This window comes from Mycobacterium sp. D16Q16 (genome assembly GCF_002013745.1).
Classification (GTDB): domain Bacteria; phylum Actinomycetota; class Actinomycetes; order Mycobacteriales; family Mycobacteriaceae; genus Mycobacterium.
Genome location: NZ_MAEY01000001.1, coordinates 802,879 through 821,094, shown reverse-complemented (window position 1 = coordinate 821,094; position 18,216 = coordinate 802,879). Strand labels below are relative to the sequence as shown.

Here is an 18,216-nt window from a genome sequence, read left to right as displayed (position 1 = left end):
TTCGGGTTGTTGGTCGGTCTGCCGGGCGCCTACGTGACGAACACGATCGCGGTGGTGACGGCTCTGACGCAGAATCCGGCATCGCTCCTGCCTTCGGGTCTCCTGCCCTCGGCGGCCGCGAACACCGTGGCCGCCAAGGCGCCGACATCGATTCTTTCGGCGCTGGGCAAGACGACCACGGTCGACTCGAAGACGGTTGATGCGTCGAAGGTGACGGAGTCGAAGACCACAGGTTCGAAGTCTTCTCCCGAAGCGGAGCCGACCAAGGCTGATCCTGCCAAGCCGGCGAACCCGGCCGAAGCGGCCACCCCGGTGGAGCCGGTGAAGGCGGCCACTCCTGCCGAGCCGGTGAAGGTGACGGCTCCGGCTGAGCCGGTCAAGCCCGCCACTCCTGCCGAGCCGGTCAAGGTGACGGCTCCGGCTGAGCCGGTCAAGCCGGTGGAAGCGGCCACCCCTGTCGAGGCCATCAAGCCCGCGGCCCCGGCAGAGCCGGCCAAGCCCGCGACTCCGGCTGATGCCGTCAAGCCTGCGGAGCCGAAGGTCAACGTTCCGAAGGTCAAACTGCCCACCCCGGCCACCAAGGTCGGAGAGGTCAGCGGCGGAGTTGCGCCGAAGACCGAAGACTCGGCCAAGGCAGACAAGAGCGAGAAGGCTGATTCCAAGGACACCAAGTCCGACAAGGGGTCCACGCCGAAGAAGCCTGAAAATGACTCTTCAGCTGCGAAGAAGCCCGAGAGCGCCGCGTCGGCCACCGGTAAGTCGGAGTCCGCTTCGAGCTCCTCATCGAGTGACTCGCACTCGAGCACCTCGAACGGTTCTTCGCACAGCGACTCGCACAAGGCGTCGTCGGATTAGTCCCCGGTAACAAGCTCAAAGGTCCCCGCGCCAGACATGGCGCGGGGACCTGCTTGTAAGCGGCACTGACATAAGTCAACATCATTGACATGGATATCGACGGAACCGCGACCCTGGGGTACTTGCTGACCCGCACCGCGACATCACTGCGCGGTAAGGTGGCGGCCCGGTTGGAGCCCATGGGCCTCAGCCTGCCCGAGTACATCTGCATGCACATTCTGCGGACCTACCCGGGCATGTCCAACTCCGAACTGGCTCGGCAGGCGATGGTTACCCGGCAGGCCATGAATGCGGTGTTGCACCGGCTGGAGCAGGAGGGCCTCATCAGCCGTCCGGAGAACGCGGACCACGGGCGGTCGCTGCCCGCTCGCCTGACCAGGCGCGGCACCACCCAGCTGGAGAAGGCGGCGGAGGCGGTGACCGCCAGCGAGAACGAGGTCATGGAGAAACTGACCGCTGACGAGCGCCGCGCGTTGAAGGCCATGCTGGCCAAATGCGTTCCGAGTCAACTGCCATGAGACGCGCCGGGTGGCTGATCGCGTTCACCGGTGTGGTGATCGGGTTCAGTGTCTGGCTTCCCTGGCTGCGAACCTCGGCCAGCGGCGGCGGCAGAGCCAACGCCATCGGCGGCGCCACCGGATCGGTGGTGCTGCCCCCGGGATTCGGTGCGGGCCAGATGATCTTGCTGGTTTCGGCGCTACTCGTGGTGGCCGGATGCATGGTGGGCCAGCACATTCTGCACCGCATCGCTCCGATCGCCGCGGGTGTACTGGCGCTGGCACTGTTGGGGCTGGAACTGCTGTACTACCGCACCAACGTCAAGGCCCCGATCGTGACGGGCTATGGGTTCTGGGTCGCTATCGGGGCCTCGGCTATCGCGGTCGCGCTGGCCATCGTTGCCCTGCTGTCACGACCCCAGGCCGGCGAGCAGCAGTGGCACGATTGAGCCATACATCCCGTACTTGACGGTGCCGAGCGTGTCCCGGTTCTTTCCTACCAGCGGTGACACGAAACTCGTTGCGGTAGAAAGAACCTGGTCCTCGGAGACGGCCGCGTCGATGATCTGGTAGTTCAGGGATTCGGATCCGCCGAGACGCCGGCCGCTGGGCATGGTGGCCGATGCCGCCTGGGGTGTCATCTTCCCCTGACAGAGCGCCGACATGCCGGGGGTGAACGGCATGCCGAGGTCGACCTCGGGAAGGCAGAAGAAGCCGCGATCGGTACGCATCACCCGGTAATCACATGCCAGCGCGACCATGGCTCCGGCGCCGAAGGCGTGACCGTTGACGGCGGCGACGGTGGGTGTCGGGAACACCAGGAAACGCGCCAAGATCTTCTGAACCTCGGTGATGTACCAGCTGAGCTTGTCGGGGTTGGCGCCCAGAAAGTCGACATCCAATCCGTTGGAGAAGAACTTGCCGCTGCCGGTGACCACCAGCGCGGACGGGGCGTCATCGGCGAGTACCTCGTCGAGCAGTGCGTTGATCTGCTCGATATTCGCGGTGGTGAAACGGTTCTCGTCGGTGCCAAGCTCGAGGGTGTAGATGCCTTCGGAGCGCTGTAGTGCGGGCATGTGTCGCTACCTCAACTGTTCGAGAGCTGTCGCTACTTGCTCGGGGATGGGTACGGGGGTGCGGGCGTCGGAGTCCACATAGACATGGACGAACCGGCCCAGGGCGCGCGGAGTGTCCTCGACGACGCCGTCGACAACCGTGAACACCGCGAGCTTGTAGATGACGCTGCTGCGGCCGCGATGTTCCAGGGCCAGGCCGATGGACAGCTCGTCGGGGAAGGACACCTCGGCCAGGTACTTGCAGGAGGTTTCGGCGACGACGCCGATGGCGGGCAGGTCGCGGATGTCGCATCCGGCCGCGTCCATCAGCCAGCCGTTGACGGCGGTGTCGAACCAGGCGTAGTAGACGACGTTGTTGACGTGTCCGTACACATCGTTATCGGCCCAACGGGTTTGGTGCAGGCGGTGCACCGGGAAGTCTGCCTTGGTGGGCAGCTCTGGCTTGGTCATGCGGTCACCGCGCCCGGGCGCAGGATCTGCCGAACGGCCTGGCCATCGGCGAGGGCGTCGAGTGCGATGTTGATATCGTCCAACGGCAGGTCATCGGACTTGAGCCTCTCTACCGGCAGTCTCCCGGCCCGCCACAGCGCCAGCATCGCCGGGATGTCCTGCTGCGGCTGCGCTGATCCCATGTACGAGCCCAGGATGCTGCGGCCCTCAGCGACAATACTCAACGCGGGCAGGGTAATTCGTGCATCGGGGTGCGGCAGGCCCACTGAAACGGTGCCTCCGCCACGGCCGGTGAGTGCGTAGGCCTGTTCCAGCACGGCGGCCGACCCGACTACCTCGAACACCCAATCATGACCACCGGGGGCGTCCTCCGGGGCGCAGGCCCGCGTGGCTCCGAGTTCAAGGGCCAGTTCGCGTTTTGCGGGTACCGGGTCGATGGCCAGCACCTCGCCGGCGCCCGCGGCGGCCGCCGACATCACCACCGCCAGTCCGACGCCGCCCAGTCCGAGCACCGCGACCGAGTCGCCGGGGCGCACCGAGGCGGTGTGGGTGACGGCTCCGAAGCCGGTCAACATGGCGCAGCCGAAGAGTGCGGCCGTGTCCAAGGGAACGTTCTGATCGATGACGACCACCGAATTCCGGTCCACCACAGCGTGGTCGGCGAAACCCGAGACGCCCAGATGGTGACGCACCTCGGCGCCGTCCAGATCGCGCAGGCGGGTGCCGCCGCGGATGAGGTCACCGCGGCCGTTGGCCGCCGCGGCATCCGGGCATAGCGCCGGGCGGCCCGAGGAGCAGTACCTGCAGGCGCCGCAGCTCGGCACGTACACCAACACCACGTGATCGCCGGGGGAGACGTCGCGAACGCCGGGGCCGACTTCGGCGATGACACCGGCCGCCTCGTGTCCCAGTGCCATGGGCACTGGGCGTATCCGGTTTCCGTCGACCACCGACAGATCCGAATGGCACAGCCCCGCGGCCTCGATGCGGACCAGTACCTCACCGGGCCCGGGTGGGTCGAGCTCCAATTCAACGAGTTTGAGCGGGTGGGTGTCGCGGTACGGCCGCTCGATGGGGGCCGCGTGCAGCACCGCAGCACGAATGCGCATGGACGAGCCGCTCGCGCGAAGACTCTCAGGCACTGACCCCTCCGTAGATCGCATTAAGCCAGACGTGGAGCAGCGTATCGACAACGTCGTCGTCCGCGACGGCGGGTTGCTGACCGGTGAAGGTTGCCCGCATCATCGACTGGTTGATGAGGTTGAGTGCGATGGCGATATCGCGGGCGGGGATTATGTCGGGCGCGGCGCCGCGAGTGCGTTCGGCCTCGATGCCCACCGTGGTGTTGGTGACCCAGTTTTCCGTCACCTCGGACCAGCGTTGATCCAGCTCGGCGCTGGTGCCCTGGACCCCGGACAAGGCGACGGTCAGGGACCGGTGGGAACCGAAGGCGTCGAAGTAGGCCTTGATGACGGCGCGCCAGTAGTGCGCGGGGCTCGTCATGGCGGCCGGGTCGATGCTCGCAACATTGGTGTCGGCTTCCTCGATGATCCGCTCGGTGAGCGTGAGGAGGACGGCTTCCTTGGAGGGGAAGTAGAAATAGAACGTCGGCCGCGAGATCCCTGCCCCGCGAGCCAGATCATCGACGGAGACATCGACGAGCGGGCGCTGGCCGAGTAGTTCCTCGGCCGTCGCCAGGATCGCCTGTATCCGCTCGTCGCCCGAGGGGCGCGTCCTTTTGCGGCCTGTTGTAGCCGGTTTAGCCACGTCTACCTGCACATTCTATAAAGTTCTCGACACACTGTTGACTTTCTCAACACTGCGTCGATAGCCTAGCTCTCATGACTGAACATGTCGACATTGTCATCGTGGGCGCCGGGATCTCGGGTATTGGCATGGCATGCCACATCACCCGCGACGTGCCGGGCAAGAATTTCGTGGTGCTGGAGGCGCGTGAGCGCATCGGTGGCACCTGGGACCTGTTCCGCTACCCGGGTATCCGCTCCGACTCCGACATGTTCACCCTCGGCTACAACTTCCGGCCCTGGACGAGTACCAAGGGCATCGCCGACGGAGCCTCGATCCGTGAGTACGTCACCGCCACCGCGCGTGAATTCGGTGTGGATCGGAAGATCCGTTTCGGTCACAAGGTCGTGAGCGCCGAGTGGTCTTCAGAGCGCGGGCTCTGGACGGTGTGCGCCGAGCATGACGGTGAGATCGTCGAGTTCACCACCGAGTTCTTCCTGGGCTGCACCGGGTACTACAACTACGACGAGGGCTTCACCCCCGATTTCGAGGGCATCGACGACTTCGCCGGTCAGGTAATCCACCCGCAGCATTGGCCGGAAGATCTGGACTACGCGGGCAAGAAGGTCGTTGTCGTCGGCAGTGGGGCCACTGCCATGACCCTGGTTCCCGCGATGGCGGGAACAGCCGGCCACGTGACCATGCTGCAGCGTTCGCCCACCTATGTGGTGTCACTGCCGTCCACGGATGCGCTTGCGGTGGCGCTGCAGGGCAAGGTGCCTGCCTCGATCGCGTACCCGATCGTCAAGTGGAAGAACCAGATGGTCAGCTTCATCAGCTACCAGACGAGCCGCCGCGATCCGGAGCGGATGAAGGGGATCCTGCGCGCACTGTTGAAGCGTCAGCTGCCCGATTTCGATCTGGACAAGCACTTCACCCCGAAGTACAACCCGTGGGACCAGCGGCTGTGCGTGGTGCCGGATTCAGATCTGTTCCGCGCACTACGCAAGGGCACCGCATCGGTGGTCACCGACCGGATCGCACGCTTCACCCCCAAGGGCATTCTGCTGGAGTCGGGTGAGGAGCTTGAGGCTGACATCGTTGTCACCGCAACGGGTCTGAACGTTCAGCTGGCAGCCGGCCTCAAACCGGTTGTCGATGGTGTCGAGGTTGATCCGTCGAAATGCATCACCTACAAGGGCCTGATGCTGACGGGCATCCCGAACTTCATCTTCACCTTCGGATACACCAATGCCTCCTGGACACTGCGTGCCGACCTGGTGTCTCAGTACACCTGCAGGCTTCTCAATTACATGGACAAGACGGGACAGACGGTCGTATGGCCAGTTGAGCCCGAAACATCCGAGCGGCTGCCGTTCGTGGACTTGGACTCCGGTTACATCTCGCGTGCCGCCAATGCTGTGCCGCACCAGGTGCCGACGGCCCCGTGGCGTTCGTACCAGAACTACTTCCGTGAGCTGCCCGTGCTCAAGTACGGGAAGGTTGCCGACAAGGGCGTCCGATTCAGCCGCGGAGCTGCAGGGTCGGCGACATCCGGCCGGGCGAAGGCCTCCCACGAGGCCCCTGTTGCAATAGGCAGGTAAATACCTGCATAATGGCCGGGTGCAGTCAGCACCCGGCCATTTCCATGGGGACGTGGTCTTCAAGGCTCTCGCCGACGCGACTCGGCGGGAGCTGTTGGACCGGCTGCATGAACGCAACGGCCAGACTCTGAGTCAGCTTTGCGACGGCGTTGGAATGGCGCGTCAATCGGTGACTCAGCATCTGGGCGTGCTCGAATCTGCCAACCTGATCAGCGCGGTGAAACAGGGCCGGGAGAAGCTGCACTATCTCAATCCGGTTCCGCTGCATGAGATACAGGAACGGTGGATCGACAAGTTCGAGCGCCCGCGGTTGCGGGCGCTGAGTGCGATCAAGCAGCGAGCTGAGGAGCCAAGCATGTCTCAACCGACTTTTGTGTACACCACCTATATCAACAGCACGCCCGAGAAGGTGTGGCAGGCCATCACCGACCCCGAGCTCAGCGCCCAGTACTGGGGGCACGCGAATGTGTCTGACTGGCAACAGGGTTCGCGTTGGGCGCACCAGCGGCTGGACGGCTCGGGTATCGCCGATGTGGTGGGCACGGTGGTGGAGGCGGATCCGCCACGCAAACTGGTGACCACCTGGGTCGACCCGGCCGCCGGTGCCGACGGTCCCGCATCGACCGTCACCTTCCTGATTCAGCCATATCAAGACATCGTGCGGCTGACCGTCGCGCACGCCGACCTCGCCAACCCAGCGGAGTACGCACAGGCCAGCGGTGGATGGGCGGCTGTGTTGTCAAACCTCAAGTCTTTCTTGGAGACCGGTACCCCGCTGCCTACTGAACCCTGGGCGCAGCCCGAGTAAGCGCTACCCGCCCGCTGCGATCGTCCGGTGGCGTGTGCCGTCAGGCGCGGTCGTGGAGAGTGATTTGGTAGCCGTCGGGGTCGGCGAAGGTGAATGTCCGGCCGAAGGGGCCGTCGATCGGCGCGGTAACGATGGTGTGACCGTCGGCGACGAGAGCATCGTGAGTGTCCTGGACGTCTGTGGCGTGCAGCCAAATCGCGGCACCGATGCCGGGCTGAGTAACGGATGCGAGATCGGTGCCCGGGACGAGGTCGCGGAGTGCGAAGGCGACGGGTTTCGTCTCGAAGACAACGGCGTGTGGGGGTCCGGCCTGCGAGCGGACGAGGCCGAGGTACCGCTCGTAGAACGCTTGCGAGGCGGCGAGGTCGCTTGCTTGGAGTGAGATGAAGTCCGGACCGGTGACGGGCATGAGGATGCTCCTTTCATATGTGTCAGTTTTCTGACACATATGAATCTATGTCAGAATTCTGACATGAGTCAAGACGGTGTTGGCGTCGACCTGGAAACGTCACTGGGCTACCTGCTGAAAGAGGCGTCGAGCGTCCTTCGCGCCGCGATGGAAGAGGTGCTGCGGCCGCTCGGAATGAGCGTGACGCACTACTCCTGTCTCGAGCTGCTGGCTCAACGCCCGGGCTTGTCGAACTCCGAACTCGCGCGGGGCGCGTTCGTGACACGGCAGTCAATGAACGTACTGCTCCAGGCCTTGGAACGGGAGGGTCATGTGACCAGGCCCGCGCAGGCCCCCGTCGGGAAGGTTCTTCCCACGCGCCTCACGCCTCGCGGCCGACGGAACTTGGAGAAGGCGACCGTGGCGGTCCGGTCCGTGGAAGTCAGAATGCTGGCCGGGTTAACCGATGCTGAGCAGTCTGGTGCGTTTCGGATCCTGCAGAGCATGATTCGTTGCCTGCAGGACGGTAACGACGGCGCCTAGCTCGCGCCCCACTATCCGCCGAACCCCTGGCGTAGCCCGAGTGAGCGTTATCCGCCCGCCGGGATCGGTCCGGTGACGTCATCGGCACCAACGGGTTTCGGCCCAAACGGTTTTGGTAATGGGCGGGATCGCACATTGAGGGGCCACCAGAACCAACGGCCCAGCATAGTGGCTATCGCGGGAGTCAAGAACGACCGCACCACCAGGGTGTCGAAGAGCAGCCCGAGGCCGATGGTGGTACCGATCTGGCCAAGAACACGCAGATCGCTGAAGATGAAGGAGGACATCGTCACCGCGAAGACCAGGCCGGCTGCGGTGACAACCCCGCCGGTGCCGGCAATCGCACGGATGATGCCCGTCTTCAAGCCCGCACCGGTTTCTTCTTTGAATCGGGAGATCAACAGCAGGTTGTAGTCCGCCCCGACCGCCAGCAAAATGATGACCGCCAGCGGGAAGATGACCCAGTACAGCGGAATTCCGAAGATGTACTGCCACACCACCACTGACATCCCGAAGGATGCCGCCAACGATAACGCCACCGTTCCCACGATGACCATGGCCGCCACGAGGCTGCGCGTCAGGAACATCATGATCAGCAGGATGAGTCCAAGCGAGGCCAGCGCTGCCATCATCAGATCGTATTTCTGGCCGTCGGCGATGTCCTTGTACGCCGAGGCGGTTCCGGCCACATAGATCTTGGCGTCGGCCAGGGGAGTTGCCTTGACGGCATCGAACGCTGCTTCCTTGATCGCGTCGATGTGTTCGATGCCCTCGGAGGTCTGCGGATCTCCTTGATGGGTGATGATCATGCGCGCGGCCTTGCCATCCGGAGACATGAAGAGCTTCATGCCGCGTTTGAACGCAGGGTTGTCGAACGCCTCCGGTGGCAGGTAGAAGGAGTCATCGTTCTTCGCGTCGTCGAAGGCCTTGCCCAACTCTGTTGCGGTGCGGGTCGATTCCGCATTCTGCGTGTTGGTGCCGTTGTTGATGGCGTAGTTGGACTGGGTCAAGTCGCGGTTCTTCTCCTGAATCGCGATCTGCGGCGGTATGAGATCGACGAGTTTGGGCTGTAGCGCGTCGAGCTTGGTGAGACTCCCGGTGACCGATTGCAACGCGTCGACCAGTTCATCGATGCCGTCGAGGGCATCGAAGATGGATCGCAGTGCCGCGCAGAAGGGGATGTCAAAGCAGTGCGGCTCCCAGTAGAAGTAATTGCGTATAGGCCGGAACTGGTCGTCGAAGTTGGCGATCTTATCCCGCAAGTCCTGGGCGACCGCGACGGTCTGCTGGAATCCCTGGGTTTGTTCGTGCGTGATCGCGGCGCTCTGTTTCTGAAGCGCCAGTTGGTTTTTCAGCACTGCGATGGTTTGCGTCATCTGGTCGGCCTGCTGAGACAGGTACAGGGCCTGGTTCTCCTGTTGAGACAGGTTCATCAGCTGACTGGCGCTCGATGCACTGATCTGAAAGGGAATCGAGGAGTGGGTGATGGGAGTGCCGAGGGGCCGGGTAATGGATTGGACCAGGGCCACGCCGCGGGCATGGAGAACGGACTTGGCGACCCGTTCCAGCAAGACCATGCCTGTGGGGTTGCGCATATCGAAATCGGTTTCGATCATCAGAAGCTCGGGATTGAGCCGTGCGACGGAGAAGTGGCGTTCGGCGGCGGCATACCCCACGTTGGAGGGGGTCGACGCGGGCATATAGATGCGGCCGTCGTAGGTGGTCTTGTATCCGGGCAAGGCGAGCAGTCCGATGAGTGTCACCACGCACGAGACGACGAGAATAGGGCCGGGCCAGCGCACGATGGCCGTGCCGATCCGGCGCCAACCGCGTGTGCGCATCGCGCGTTTGGGGTCCATCAGTCCGAAGCGGGTGGCGATCACCAGCACGGCCGGCGCCATGGTGAGCGCCGCGGCCAGGGTCACCAGCACCCCGAGTGCCGCGGGCACACCCAGGGTCTGGAAGTAGGGCAGTCGCGTAAACGATAGGCAGAGCAACGCGCCCGCGACAGTCAAACCCGATCCGATGATGACGTGAGCGGTGGACTTGAACATCGTCTGGTAAGCGGCCAGACGATCCTCACCGGCCGAGCGTGCTTCCTGATAGCGGCCGACGAAAAAAATCGCGTAGTCGGTACCGGCGGCTATAGCGAGCATGGTCAGAAGGTTCGTGGCGTAGGTCGACAAGCCGATGACGCCCGTATGCCCCAGTGCCGCAACAATTCCGCGTGCTGCCGATAGCTCCACCAGGACTGTCACCAGCACCAGTGCCGTGGTGGTCAGCGAGCGGTAGACGATCAGCAGCATGATGGCGATGACCGCGAAGGTGATGAGGGTGACTTGGGCAGAGCCCGCGTTACCTACTTCGAACTGGTCGGTGATGGTCGGGGCCTCACCGGAAACGTAGGCCTTGACCCCGTCCGGGGCGGGTGTGTCCGCCACAATACGGCGTACGGCGTCGACGGACTCGTTGGAGAGCGCCTCACCCTGATTTCCGGCGACGTAGACCTGCACATACGCAGCCTTGCCGTCCTTGCTTTGTGAGCCGCCCGCCGTGATCGGATCGCCCCAGTAGTCAGCGACATGCTGCACGTGTTCGCGGTCATCATTCAGCCGCTGCACCAGCGTGTTGTAGAACTCATGTGCTTGTGCGCCAAGGGGTTTGTCACCCTCGAGCACGACCATGGCCGAGCTGTCCGAGTCGAACTCGTTGAAGACCTTGCCGATATGTCTCATCGCCATGGTGGACGGTGCGTCGGCGGCATTCAGTGGGGCAGAACGTTCTTCGCCAACCACTTCCAGCTGCGGCACGGTGGCGTTGGTCACGGCCGCGATCGCCACCCAGAACAAAACAATGGGCACCGCAAGCCGGCGGATGATCCTCGCTGCCCGCGACTCTTGGGCCTGACCGGCACTCATGCGGACTTGTCCAGGCAGGTGGTGTAGCCGTTCACAATGGTGACGGTCCTTTCGTCCTTGACGATGCCGTCCACGGTGATGCGGCAGCCGGTTGCGTCACCAGTGCCCTGCGCGCGCAGGTCGGCGAACAGGGTGGGGTCGTTGGTGACGAGCTCGTGCGACCACGGCAGCGGCGCGTTGTCGATGCGGTGCGGTTGCGCCATTTCATCGAGGAAGTTGATGGTCGCAGTGCTCCCGGCCGTGCCGAAGACCTCGAGCAAGACACGCTTGGGGTTGTAGTTGGTGTTCTCCATGGCCTCAGTGCCGGGGCGGGTCAGCTCGATGTTCGAGCCGAAGACGCCGTGTAGCCGAGTAACACCGAAGGCCACCACCGCCACTACTGCGGCCGCAACCAGTACCGTCCACCACCGTTTGAGCAGATTCCAAAACCAGCCCTGCACCAGCGCCCACGCCCTCTCGATAGTCGCTGACCGACCTATGTGGAACGGTACGGTACCGTACTCCCATGGCGAGTGGTGTGTCAACGGGGTTGACTAAGGCAAACGCGAAGCGGCGGGACCCTCAGTGGTCCCCGCGGGAGGTGGAGTTGCTCGCTGTGACCCTGCGATTGCTGCAGCAGCACGGATACGACCGCCTGTCGGTCGATGAAGTCGCCGCGGAGTCGAGGGCGAGCAAGGCGACGATCTACCGGCGTTGGCCGTCGAAGGCGGAGCTGGTGCTGGCGGCCTTCATCGAGGGAATGCGTGCGCAACTGGTCCGGCCAAACACCGGCTCGCTACGCGAGGATCTGTTGCAGATCGGGATGAACGCGCTCGCAGACGTTCGGCGCAATACACCCGTCATGCGTGGTCTGCTGATCGAGATCGAGCGAAACCCCGAGTTGACCAAGGCATTTCGGACGAAGTTTGTCGATCAGCGCAAGTTGCTGCTCCACGATGTGCTGGCCGCGGCCGTCGAACGCGGTGAGATCGAAGCGGCCGCCATCAACGAGGAGCTCTGGGATCTGTTACCGGGATACTTAGTGTTCCGTTCGTTGATGCCAGTGACATCACCGACGGCCAACACTGTCCGCACACTGGTGAACGACGTCATCATGCCCAGCCTGACCCGAAAGTTCTGAAGCGCCGATGTCGAACGGTGGTGGGGTTAGGCGCTGGCAGCCGCAGCGCCGCAGTGATCGCGGTGTTCGACCATCTGTGCGCCGCCTTCAGAATCCCATTGGTTTTGCGCCGCGATCGTATCGATCCACGTGCCGGGCTCCGTTCGGTTGGCCGGTAGCAGGTGGGCGACGGTCGCTGTGTTGCCGGGAGTGGCCGCCGCCATCATGGTGGTGTGGGCGGGCAGGGCCTCCGTGTCAGGCGGGACGATCAAGAGGGTCAGATGCGCCCCATCCGCCCCTTCCGCGCTGATCGTGTTGACCGGCTGGCTAAGTGACCAATTCAGATGTGTCAGGCGATTGCGAAACAGTATCCGCCGCGAGACCGTCGACCACTCCGAGACCTGGTATGTGATCCGGTCGATCGAACCCAAGCGGACACTGAGAATCCTGAGCAGCTGCGGTAATTCGCCCATCAGATCCCTGGAGTAGGGCCACCATGCGCCATCGACGTGGCCGGTCGGTGGTGCCTTTGGCTTCAATCGAAGACGAACGGCTGGTCCGCTTCGGGGTTTGGAAAACACACGATGCGTCATCAGACGCTCCTACCCTGGGCCCCGCAACCGAGACCATTTTTCCGACGACTCAGCACCCTATCGGTGAGCGAGTATCTGGACATCGTCGTACACGCCAGTTTACTCCTATTGATGGAACGAATGAAGAAGGATCAGGTTACCGGTTTTCCCATGCGGGTACGCCAAATCCATTGTACTTCTGCAATTCTGGGCGGGTTCCGCATGATGCAGATGCCGCTTCACAACCCGCACTGAGGGCGTACGACAAGAACTGAGCAGCATTGTTCACGTGATGATCGGCAGAGCCGGACCGCCTGCCTGGCCTCCGATGCACCGATCACCGCGAGCGCAATCGGTTCGTGGCAGCGGGCGATGAAGCGGGCGATTCGGGCGCGGGTTGTCACCGGGTAGATGTGAACGTCACCGTATTGCTCATGCAGGCTGGCGACCCGGTGCTCGAGTTCATGACTCCTCCCCTCGCCGAGTTCAAGCGGCGAGGTGCTTATGGCAAGTACCGGTAGCTGACGTAGCCGCGCCTCGCGTATGGCGTGGTCAACGACATTCCGGTTGTCCTTAGAACCATTGACGCACACAGCGATCCAGTTCTGTCGGCTAGCGTTCCAGCTGCTACCGTCCGCTGCGTTTTCCAGCACCGATAGCTCTGTCGGCTGGTCCGACATCGGTGCGCGAGCGATCAGAACGGGACAATGGGCGCGCTCGGCGAGCCTGGTGGCCGTCGAGCCGAGGGCCGCGTGCGCAAATCGGCCGGCGCCGATACAGACGAGACTGGCACTTCTTGACTCGAAGACAAGCGCTTCAGCGGGCAGTCCGCGGATAAGGATGGTGTCCACTTTGACCGGCTTGCCGATCGCCTCGATCGCAGCTGCGGCTGCGCGTAAAGATGATTCGGCGAACCGTTCATCATGTCGACCTTCGGCTGCGGGTGATTTCGTGGTCACGAGCGGTCGCGTCACGTGGACAAGGCTTAGCGGCACGTCACGACTAATCGCCTCGTCAATCGCCGATTCTGCAGCGAAAAGAGCGGCCTTCGACCCGTCGATTCCGACCACCACTGGCCCGCTATGGTCAGTATTGAACATCAGAGCCTCCAGTTTTCGGGCTCCGCGGAGTCTGCTCGTCGTCCGGCGTTGGCCGCAACGCCGTTGATTTCGGCCGCAACCTGATGGGGCGGAGGCGACGACCTGGCGGCGGCCGCGCCCTCGTGTGAGAGGAACGCACCGAGCTCGGCAATGGTTGACATCAAGGGAGCGGGGAACACAACCGTGGTGTTTTTGTCGACGCCGAGCTCAACCAGGGTTTGCAGGTTGCGTAGCTGTAGTGCCAGCGGATGGGCCATCATGGTGTCCGAGGCTGCGCCGAGCGCGGCTGCTGCTAAGGATTCGCCTTCCGCAGCAATGATCTTCGCGCGCTTCTCCCGCTCCGCTTCGGCCTGGCGCGCCATCGCCCGTTTCATGCTATCGGGCAGCTGAATGTCTTTGAGCTCCACCAAGGTGACCTGGACACCCCACTCAATGGTCGTGACGTCAAGAATCCCGCGAATATCAAGGTTGATCTTCTCGGTTTCGGCCAAGATCTCATCCAGCGTGTGCTGGCCAACCACCTTGCGCAGCGTTGTCTGTGCGATCTGATTGATCGCTGCATGCACATTCTCAATTGCCACAACAGATTTCACTGCATCGATAATCTTGAAGTAGGCCACGGCAGACACATCGACGCTGACATTGTCGCGGGTGATGATGCCCTGAGACTGAATCGGCATCGTCACGATCCGCAATGAAATCCGATGCAACACATCGATAAATGGGAGAATAAACCGCAGGCCAGGTGCTCGTTGGCCGATCACTCGGCCCAGCCGAAACAGCACGCCGTTCTCATATTGCTTGACAATACGAACCGACATTGCCAGTGACAACAGGCCCAGCAGCATCAGGACGGCCGCCACGATGATCAGGGACTTCATGGCCGTGCCCTCGCTGCCTCATCAGGTCGGAAGCTGGGTGGCGCACGCCGTGACAAGCGTGGGGGAAAATTAGTCAAGTTGGGCATGGCGATCCTGACGGACAGACGATCACCGGGTATGTCAGGACTCGGAGCTCGCGCTCCTCGAGTTCTACGGCGGACAGCAGAACCTTTCTCGGACCAGCTGTAAGTCTCAGCTGCCTTCGACGCTACACCCCGGTGATTCAGCGCGCTACGTCTTTCCGTGAGCCCCCAGATACCCTCGGAAATATCCACTTTCAATGTTGGCACCCGATGTTGCTAGTCGTTCACGGCCCTGGCGGGTAGTCTCGGAATGACGAGCTTTCCGGGCGCGGCTGACGCTCAGCGCAGGGCTAGGGCCAAACTATTGAGCATGGGCAAGAGCAGTGGCTGATTTTCGCGAAGACGCACCCGATCCGGTGATTGGGCCGACGAGTTCGGACCACGTCAGTGCCGACGTTGTCGACCTGCAGAAGGCTCTCGGCGATCTGGCGGGTCTCGTGGCCGGCAGTCAAGGGTTGCCTGAGTTACTCGCGGAGGTAGCGACTTTCGCAGTGCACGCCATCCCGGGCGCCGATGGCGCCGGAGTGACGCTGTTGCGGGTAGACCATCCGGACAACATGGTCGAAGCGCTGGCAGCAAGTGCACCGTTTGTCTCTGAAATTGACCGCATTCAGTACACCGTGCTTCAGGAAGGCCCCTGCATCACCGCGGCACTGGAGCGCCGCACGGTACGTTCCGGCTCATTGGGAGGGGAGAGGATGTGGCCACGGTTCGGCCCGCGCGTAGGCAGGCTAGGTGTGCACAGCGCTCTTTCGTTACCGCTGCTGTTGCCGGGCCAGGTGGTCGGCGCGATCAATGTGTACTCCCACGGCAAGGACGTCTTCGACGAGCGGGCGGCGGAGCTAGGCGAGCTGTTCGCCAAACCGGCGGCCGTGGCGGTACATAACGCCCAACTACTTTCTCAAGCAAGAGCTTTAGCGGCGCAGTTGCATACGGCTTTGTCCACACGACCGGTAATTGACCAAGCGATCGGTCTGCTTAGAGGGCGCAGTGGACGCAGTGCCGAGGACGCGTTTACCCAATTACGTGCGATCAGCCAAGCCGAGCACCGTAAGTTGGCGGACGTCGCGCAGCGCATCGTCGATGAGGCCGTTCGCCGGGCGCGCGCCCGGCACTCGGCGCGCTGAATTCACCGCCTGTGGCCGACAGCGGCGCCGGACAGCCCAGACCCGCGTAGGGTTGAGAGTGGAGTACCGCGGCGGATACGGGCCCTGACCCGTATACCCAGGTTCTCCACGGCGCACAGCAATCGCGATGCACGGTATTGCCCGACTCGACAGCGCCCGGGAGCGCTTAGGGAGTATCCACCTCGTGAAGATCACTGCGGCCATGGCCGCTGATCTGGCGATCCTCACCCAGGCGTTGGATGCACCGGGGGTCAACGTCGCAGATAGTTTGCGCCAGTTGGCCGCCGACGCCGCTGCGGCGATACCGGCCTATGCGGGCCTGAGTGTGATTGTCTCCGAAAGTGATCCGCCAATCACCTTCACTCTCATGGCTGATGGGCCAGCGACCGTAGACGTCCGTGCCTCGCTGCGCATGATGCTGTCGGGCGGCCGGAACCGCCCTCCAGTGGCCCTCGTTCTCCATTCTGGAGCGGCGGGAGCGTTCGTCGAACTCGCTGCGGACCTGGCCTTGCTCGCCATGCAGCCACTGACCGACCTCATCTTTGACCAGGATCTCACCGTGGCGGACAGCGCGAGCGCCAACCAACTACAAGCAGCCACCGCCATCAACCAGGCCATCGGAGTTCTGATCGGCCGCGGCTACACGCCCCTACTGGCCCGGCGGCATCTTGACGCCCAGGCCGTCCGCATCAGCACCAGTCGGTACGCCATCGCGCAACTCATCCTCAACGAGGGAGACGGCTGACGCGTGGCCCGCGCGCCGACGTCCGTGACGTTTCTTGAGGTGCCCGCCGTGGCCCAGCGGTAATGGCCTGGGCCGGTCCGTGCGAGGAGTAACGTTGACAGCGTCAGGCGGAGCATCCTCGCGGCGCTCGAAACAAGCCTGACTGAATAGGACAGAGATCATGGATTCTCGGGCGACCTTCACCTCTCCTTATGAGAAACGCGTTGAATTGGTTAAGCAAGCGTTGATGTCTGCGTCATCGCTCGACAGCAGTGTCGCCGGCGAGCTCGCCGTCGAGGTTCTGCGTGCATTGAACTCAATTCCCGAAAAGGTGCGCTAGCGAAGGCATCTCGGTCATCTTCCGGTGCGTGTGCGACGTTCCCTTTGGCGCACCGCACGGATCGCGGTCTTCAACCCCTGCCTGCGGTCCGTACTTACTCGGCCGTCGGCCAAATCTGGCCCTAGCTCGGCGAACATCCGCTCGCTTCGGGTCTCCGGCGCGTCATCGGGGGTGTCACGCAGATATTTGTCGGGCAGCGAGAGCTTGGCGATGGTGCGCCATGTCTTGGCGTACTGCACCAGAAATGATCCTGTGGTGTAAGGCAAGTCGTATTTATCGCATATCTCACTGACCCGGATGGCAATCTCGTGGAGCCGGTTACTCGGCAGATCGGGGTATAGATGGTGTTCGATTTGGTAGCAGAGGTTGCCGCTCATAAGCCGCAGCGCTGGTCCCGCATTGAAGTTCGCGGCGCCAAGCAACTGGCGCAGATACCACTGCCCTCTACGCTCACCGGCCATGTCTGCCTCGGTGAATTTCTCTGCGCCATCGGGAAAGTGGCCGCAGAAGATCACAGCGTTGGCCCACACGTTGCGGATCACATTGGCGATTGCGTTGGCCGAGAAGGTCGAGTGATAGGTCGCAGCGGGCGACAGCGAGGTCAGCGCCGGGAAAGCGACGTAATCCTTGAACACCTGTCGGCCGGCCTTGATCAGGAACTCGCGGATTTGCACAAGGGCGATCTTGCGGTTCGACTGGCCTGTGAAGAACTTTTCAAGTTCCAAGGACTGCAAGCCGATTCCCCACTCGAACCCAACGGCCAGGACGGCGTTGACCAACAGGTTGCCGAGGTGCAGTGGTGACCAGCGCTGGTCGCGGGTAACCCGCAGCACTCCGTAGCCCACGTCGTCGTCAATGCCGAGGATGTTGGTGTACTTGTGATGCATGACGTTATGAGTGATTCGCCAGTGCTTGGACACTGCGCTCATATCCCACTCCCATGTCGAGGAGTGAATCTCGGGATCGTTCATCCAATCCCATTGGCCGTGCATGACGTTATGGCCGATTTCCATGTTCTCGATGATCTTGGCGATGCCGAGTGTCGCAGTGCCAGCCCACCACCCCGACCGATGTGAGCCGCCCGTCAGTAAGACTCGGCCGGCCACCTCGAGTCCGCGTTGTGCGGCAATGGTGCGGCGGATGTAGCGCGCGTCTCGACACCCTCGGGATTCTTCGACGTCCTGGCGGATAGCGTCCAGCTCAACGGCCAGGCGTTCGATGTCGGGATTCGTCAGGTGGGCGAACGCCGGAACGTCGGTAATCGCCATTGTTCCCTTGCTTTCTGCCGGACCATCGCGCTCATGTGCACCAGGCTATCGACCGAGGCGGCGGCTACGGGCTCGGTGCGGGTTGGCGGACCGTCACAGGTTCTGCGCTTCTTCGTGGACGGCGCTCTGAGTTTCAC

General features: G+C 62.9%; 21 protein-coding genes. 10 read left to right on the top strand and 11 right to left on the bottom strand.

What is annotated here, in order from left to right; all coding sequences use genetic code 11:
- From B4394_RS04050 to B4394_RS04040, 3 genes are all read left to right on the top strand, one after another.
- Window positions 1-855 (top strand): hypothetical protein (locus B4394_RS04050; protein ID WP_078314189.1); only part of this gene is annotated, 855 nt, incomplete at its 5' end.
- A gap of 89 nt (window positions 856-944) precedes the next feature.
- Window positions 945-1,373 carry a MarR family winged helix-turn-helix transcriptional regulator gene (locus B4394_RS04045; RefSeq protein WP_078310551.1) on the top strand — a complete coding sequence of 143 codons (429 nt, stop codon included), beginning with the start codon at window positions 945-947 and terminating at the stop codon, window positions 1,371-1,373.
- Window positions 1,370-1,801: a hypothetical protein gene (locus B4394_RS04040; RefSeq protein WP_139359900.1), complete on the top strand. Its 432-nt coding sequence runs from the start codon at window positions 1,370-1,372 to the stop codon at window positions 1,799-1,801. Before B4394_RS04045 ends, B4394_RS04040 begins: the two co-directional genes overlap by 4 nt.
- Here B4394_RS04040 and B4394_RS04035 read toward each other — a convergent pair.
- From B4394_RS04035 to B4394_RS04020, 4 genes are read right to left on the bottom strand one after another with little or no spacing between them, the layout of a single operon-like run.
- Window positions 1,763-2,428, bottom strand: coding sequence for an enoyl-CoA hydratase/isomerase family protein (locus B4394_RS04035; RefSeq protein ID WP_078310548.1), 666 nt, complete (start codon window positions 2,426-2,428; stop codon window positions 1,763-1,765). The genes B4394_RS04040 and B4394_RS04035 overlap by 39 nt on opposite strands.
- Window positions 2,429-2,434: 6 nt before the next feature.
- Entirely contained in the window at window positions 2,435-2,878 is a 444-nt protein-coding gene (locus B4394_RS04030; RefSeq protein ID WP_078296816.1) for an acyl-CoA thioesterase, read from the bottom strand.
- Window positions 2,875-3,987, bottom strand: coding sequence for an alcohol dehydrogenase catalytic domain-containing protein (locus B4394_RS04025; protein ID WP_078310620.1), 1,113 nt, complete (start codon window positions 3,985-3,987; stop codon window positions 2,875-2,877). The genes B4394_RS04030 and B4394_RS04025 overlap by 4 nt, the downstream gene beginning before the upstream one ends.
- Before the next feature lie 25 nt (window positions 3,988-4,012).
- On the bottom strand, window positions 4,013-4,645 hold the full coding sequence (locus B4394_RS04020) for a TetR/AcrR family transcriptional regulator (protein WP_078310617.1): 633 nt from the start codon (window positions 4,643-4,645) through the stop codon (window positions 4,013-4,015).
- 74 nt (window positions 4,646-4,719) lie between these two features.
- Between B4394_RS04020 and B4394_RS04015 the strand changes: the two genes are divergently transcribed.
- The gene (locus tag B4394_RS04015) at window positions 4,720-6,228 is read left to right on the top strand and encodes a flavin-containing monooxygenase (RefSeq protein WP_078314187.1); all 1,509 of its coding nucleotides are present in this window, start codon (window positions 4,720-4,722) and stop codon (window positions 6,226-6,228) included.
- A 52-nt stretch (window positions 6,229-6,280) separates the two neighbouring features.
- Window positions 6,281-7,036: an ArsR/SmtB family transcription factor gene (locus tag B4394_RS04010; protein WP_078314269.1), complete on the top strand. Its 756-nt coding sequence runs from the start codon at window positions 6,281-6,283 to the stop codon at window positions 7,034-7,036.
- Window positions 7,037-7,076: 40 nt separating this feature from the next.
- Here the strand turns inward: B4394_RS04010 and B4394_RS04005 are convergent, their stop codons facing one another.
- On the bottom strand, window positions 7,077-7,445 hold the full coding sequence (locus B4394_RS04005) for a VOC family protein (RefSeq protein WP_078314185.1): 369 nt from the start codon (window positions 7,443-7,445) through the stop codon (window positions 7,077-7,079).
- 63 nt (window positions 7,446-7,508) lie between these two features.
- Here B4394_RS04005 and B4394_RS04000 point away from each other — a divergent pair, with 63 nt between their 5' ends.
- Window positions 7,509-7,967 (top strand): MarR family winged helix-turn-helix transcriptional regulator, encoded by a 459-nt coding sequence (locus tag B4394_RS04000; protein WP_078314184.1) that lies wholly within the window; start codon window positions 7,509-7,511, stop codon window positions 7,965-7,967.
- Window positions 7,968-8,014: 47 nt separating this feature from the next.
- Here the strand turns inward: B4394_RS04000 and B4394_RS03995 are convergent, their stop codons facing one another.
- Window positions 8,015-10,885 (bottom strand): MMPL/RND family transporter, encoded by a 2,871-nt coding sequence (locus B4394_RS03995; protein ID WP_078314182.1) that lies wholly within the window; start codon window positions 10,883-10,885, stop codon window positions 8,015-8,017.
- Window positions 10,882-11,325: an MmpS family transport accessory protein gene (locus B4394_RS03990; protein ID WP_078314181.1), complete on the bottom strand. Its 444-nt coding sequence runs from the start codon at window positions 11,323-11,325 to the stop codon at window positions 10,882-10,884. Before B4394_RS03990 ends, B4394_RS03995 begins: the two co-directional genes overlap by 4 nt.
- Before the next feature lie 65 nt (window positions 11,326-11,390).
- Here B4394_RS03990 and B4394_RS03985 point away from each other — a divergent pair, with 65 nt between their 5' ends.
- The gene (locus B4394_RS03985; protein ID WP_078314179.1) at window positions 11,391-12,005 is read left to right on the top strand and encodes a TetR/AcrR family transcriptional regulator; all 615 of its coding nucleotides are present in this window, start codon (window positions 11,391-11,393) and stop codon (window positions 12,003-12,005) included.
- Window positions 12,006-12,031: 26 nt separating this feature from the next.
- Here the strand turns inward: B4394_RS03985 and B4394_RS03980 are convergent, their stop codons facing one another.
- The 3 genes from B4394_RS03980 to B4394_RS03970 all read right to left on the bottom strand — a co-directional run bounded on the left by B4394_RS03980 (window position 12,032) and on the right by B4394_RS03970 (window position 14,537).
- Window positions 12,032-12,577 (bottom strand): DUF5994 family protein, encoded by a 546-nt coding sequence (locus B4394_RS03980; RefSeq protein ID WP_078314177.1) that lies wholly within the window; start codon window positions 12,575-12,577, stop codon window positions 12,032-12,034.
- A 218-nt stretch (window positions 12,578-12,795) separates the two neighbouring features.
- The gene (locus B4394_RS03975) at window positions 12,796-13,656 is read right to left on the bottom strand and encodes a universal stress protein (RefSeq protein ID WP_078314175.1); all 861 of its coding nucleotides are present in this window, start codon (window positions 13,654-13,656) and stop codon (window positions 12,796-12,798) included.
- Window positions 13,656-14,537 (bottom strand): slipin family protein, encoded by an 882-nt coding sequence (locus tag B4394_RS03970; RefSeq protein WP_078314173.1) that lies wholly within the window; start codon window positions 14,535-14,537, stop codon window positions 13,656-13,658. Before B4394_RS03970 ends, B4394_RS03975 begins: the two co-directional genes overlap by 1 nt.
- 406 nt (window positions 14,538-14,943) lie before the next feature.
- On the opposite strand from B4394_RS03970, the gene B4394_RS03965 reads away from it, so the two are divergent.
- The 3 genes from B4394_RS03965 (at window position 14,944) to B4394_RS25645 (ending at window position 16,811) form a co-directional block, all read left to right on the top strand.
- Window positions 14,944-15,747: a GAF and ANTAR domain-containing protein gene (locus tag B4394_RS03965; protein ID WP_078314171.1), complete on the top strand. Its 804-nt coding sequence runs from the start codon at window positions 14,944-14,946 to the stop codon at window positions 15,745-15,747.
- A 184-nt stretch (window positions 15,748-15,931) separates the two neighbouring features.
- Window positions 15,932-16,492 carry a hypothetical protein gene (locus B4394_RS03960; protein WP_078314170.1) on the top strand — a complete coding sequence of 187 codons (561 nt, stop codon included), beginning with the start codon at window positions 15,932-15,934 and terminating at the stop codon, window positions 16,490-16,492.
- Window positions 16,493-16,652: 160 nt separating this feature from the next.
- A complete protein-coding gene (locus tag B4394_RS25645) occupies window positions 16,653-16,811 on the top strand; it encodes a DUF6307 family protein (protein ID WP_165614030.1) in 159 nt (52 codons plus the stop codon).
- A 14-nt stretch (window positions 16,812-16,825) separates the two neighbouring features.
- Here the strand turns inward: B4394_RS25645 and B4394_RS03955 are convergent, their stop codons facing one another.
- Window positions 16,826-18,079 (bottom strand): fatty acid desaturase family protein, encoded by a 1,254-nt coding sequence (locus tag B4394_RS03955; RefSeq protein WP_078314169.1) that lies wholly within the window; start codon window positions 18,077-18,079, stop codon window positions 16,826-16,828.
- Between the last annotated feature and the right edge of the window lie 137 nt (window positions 18,080-18,216).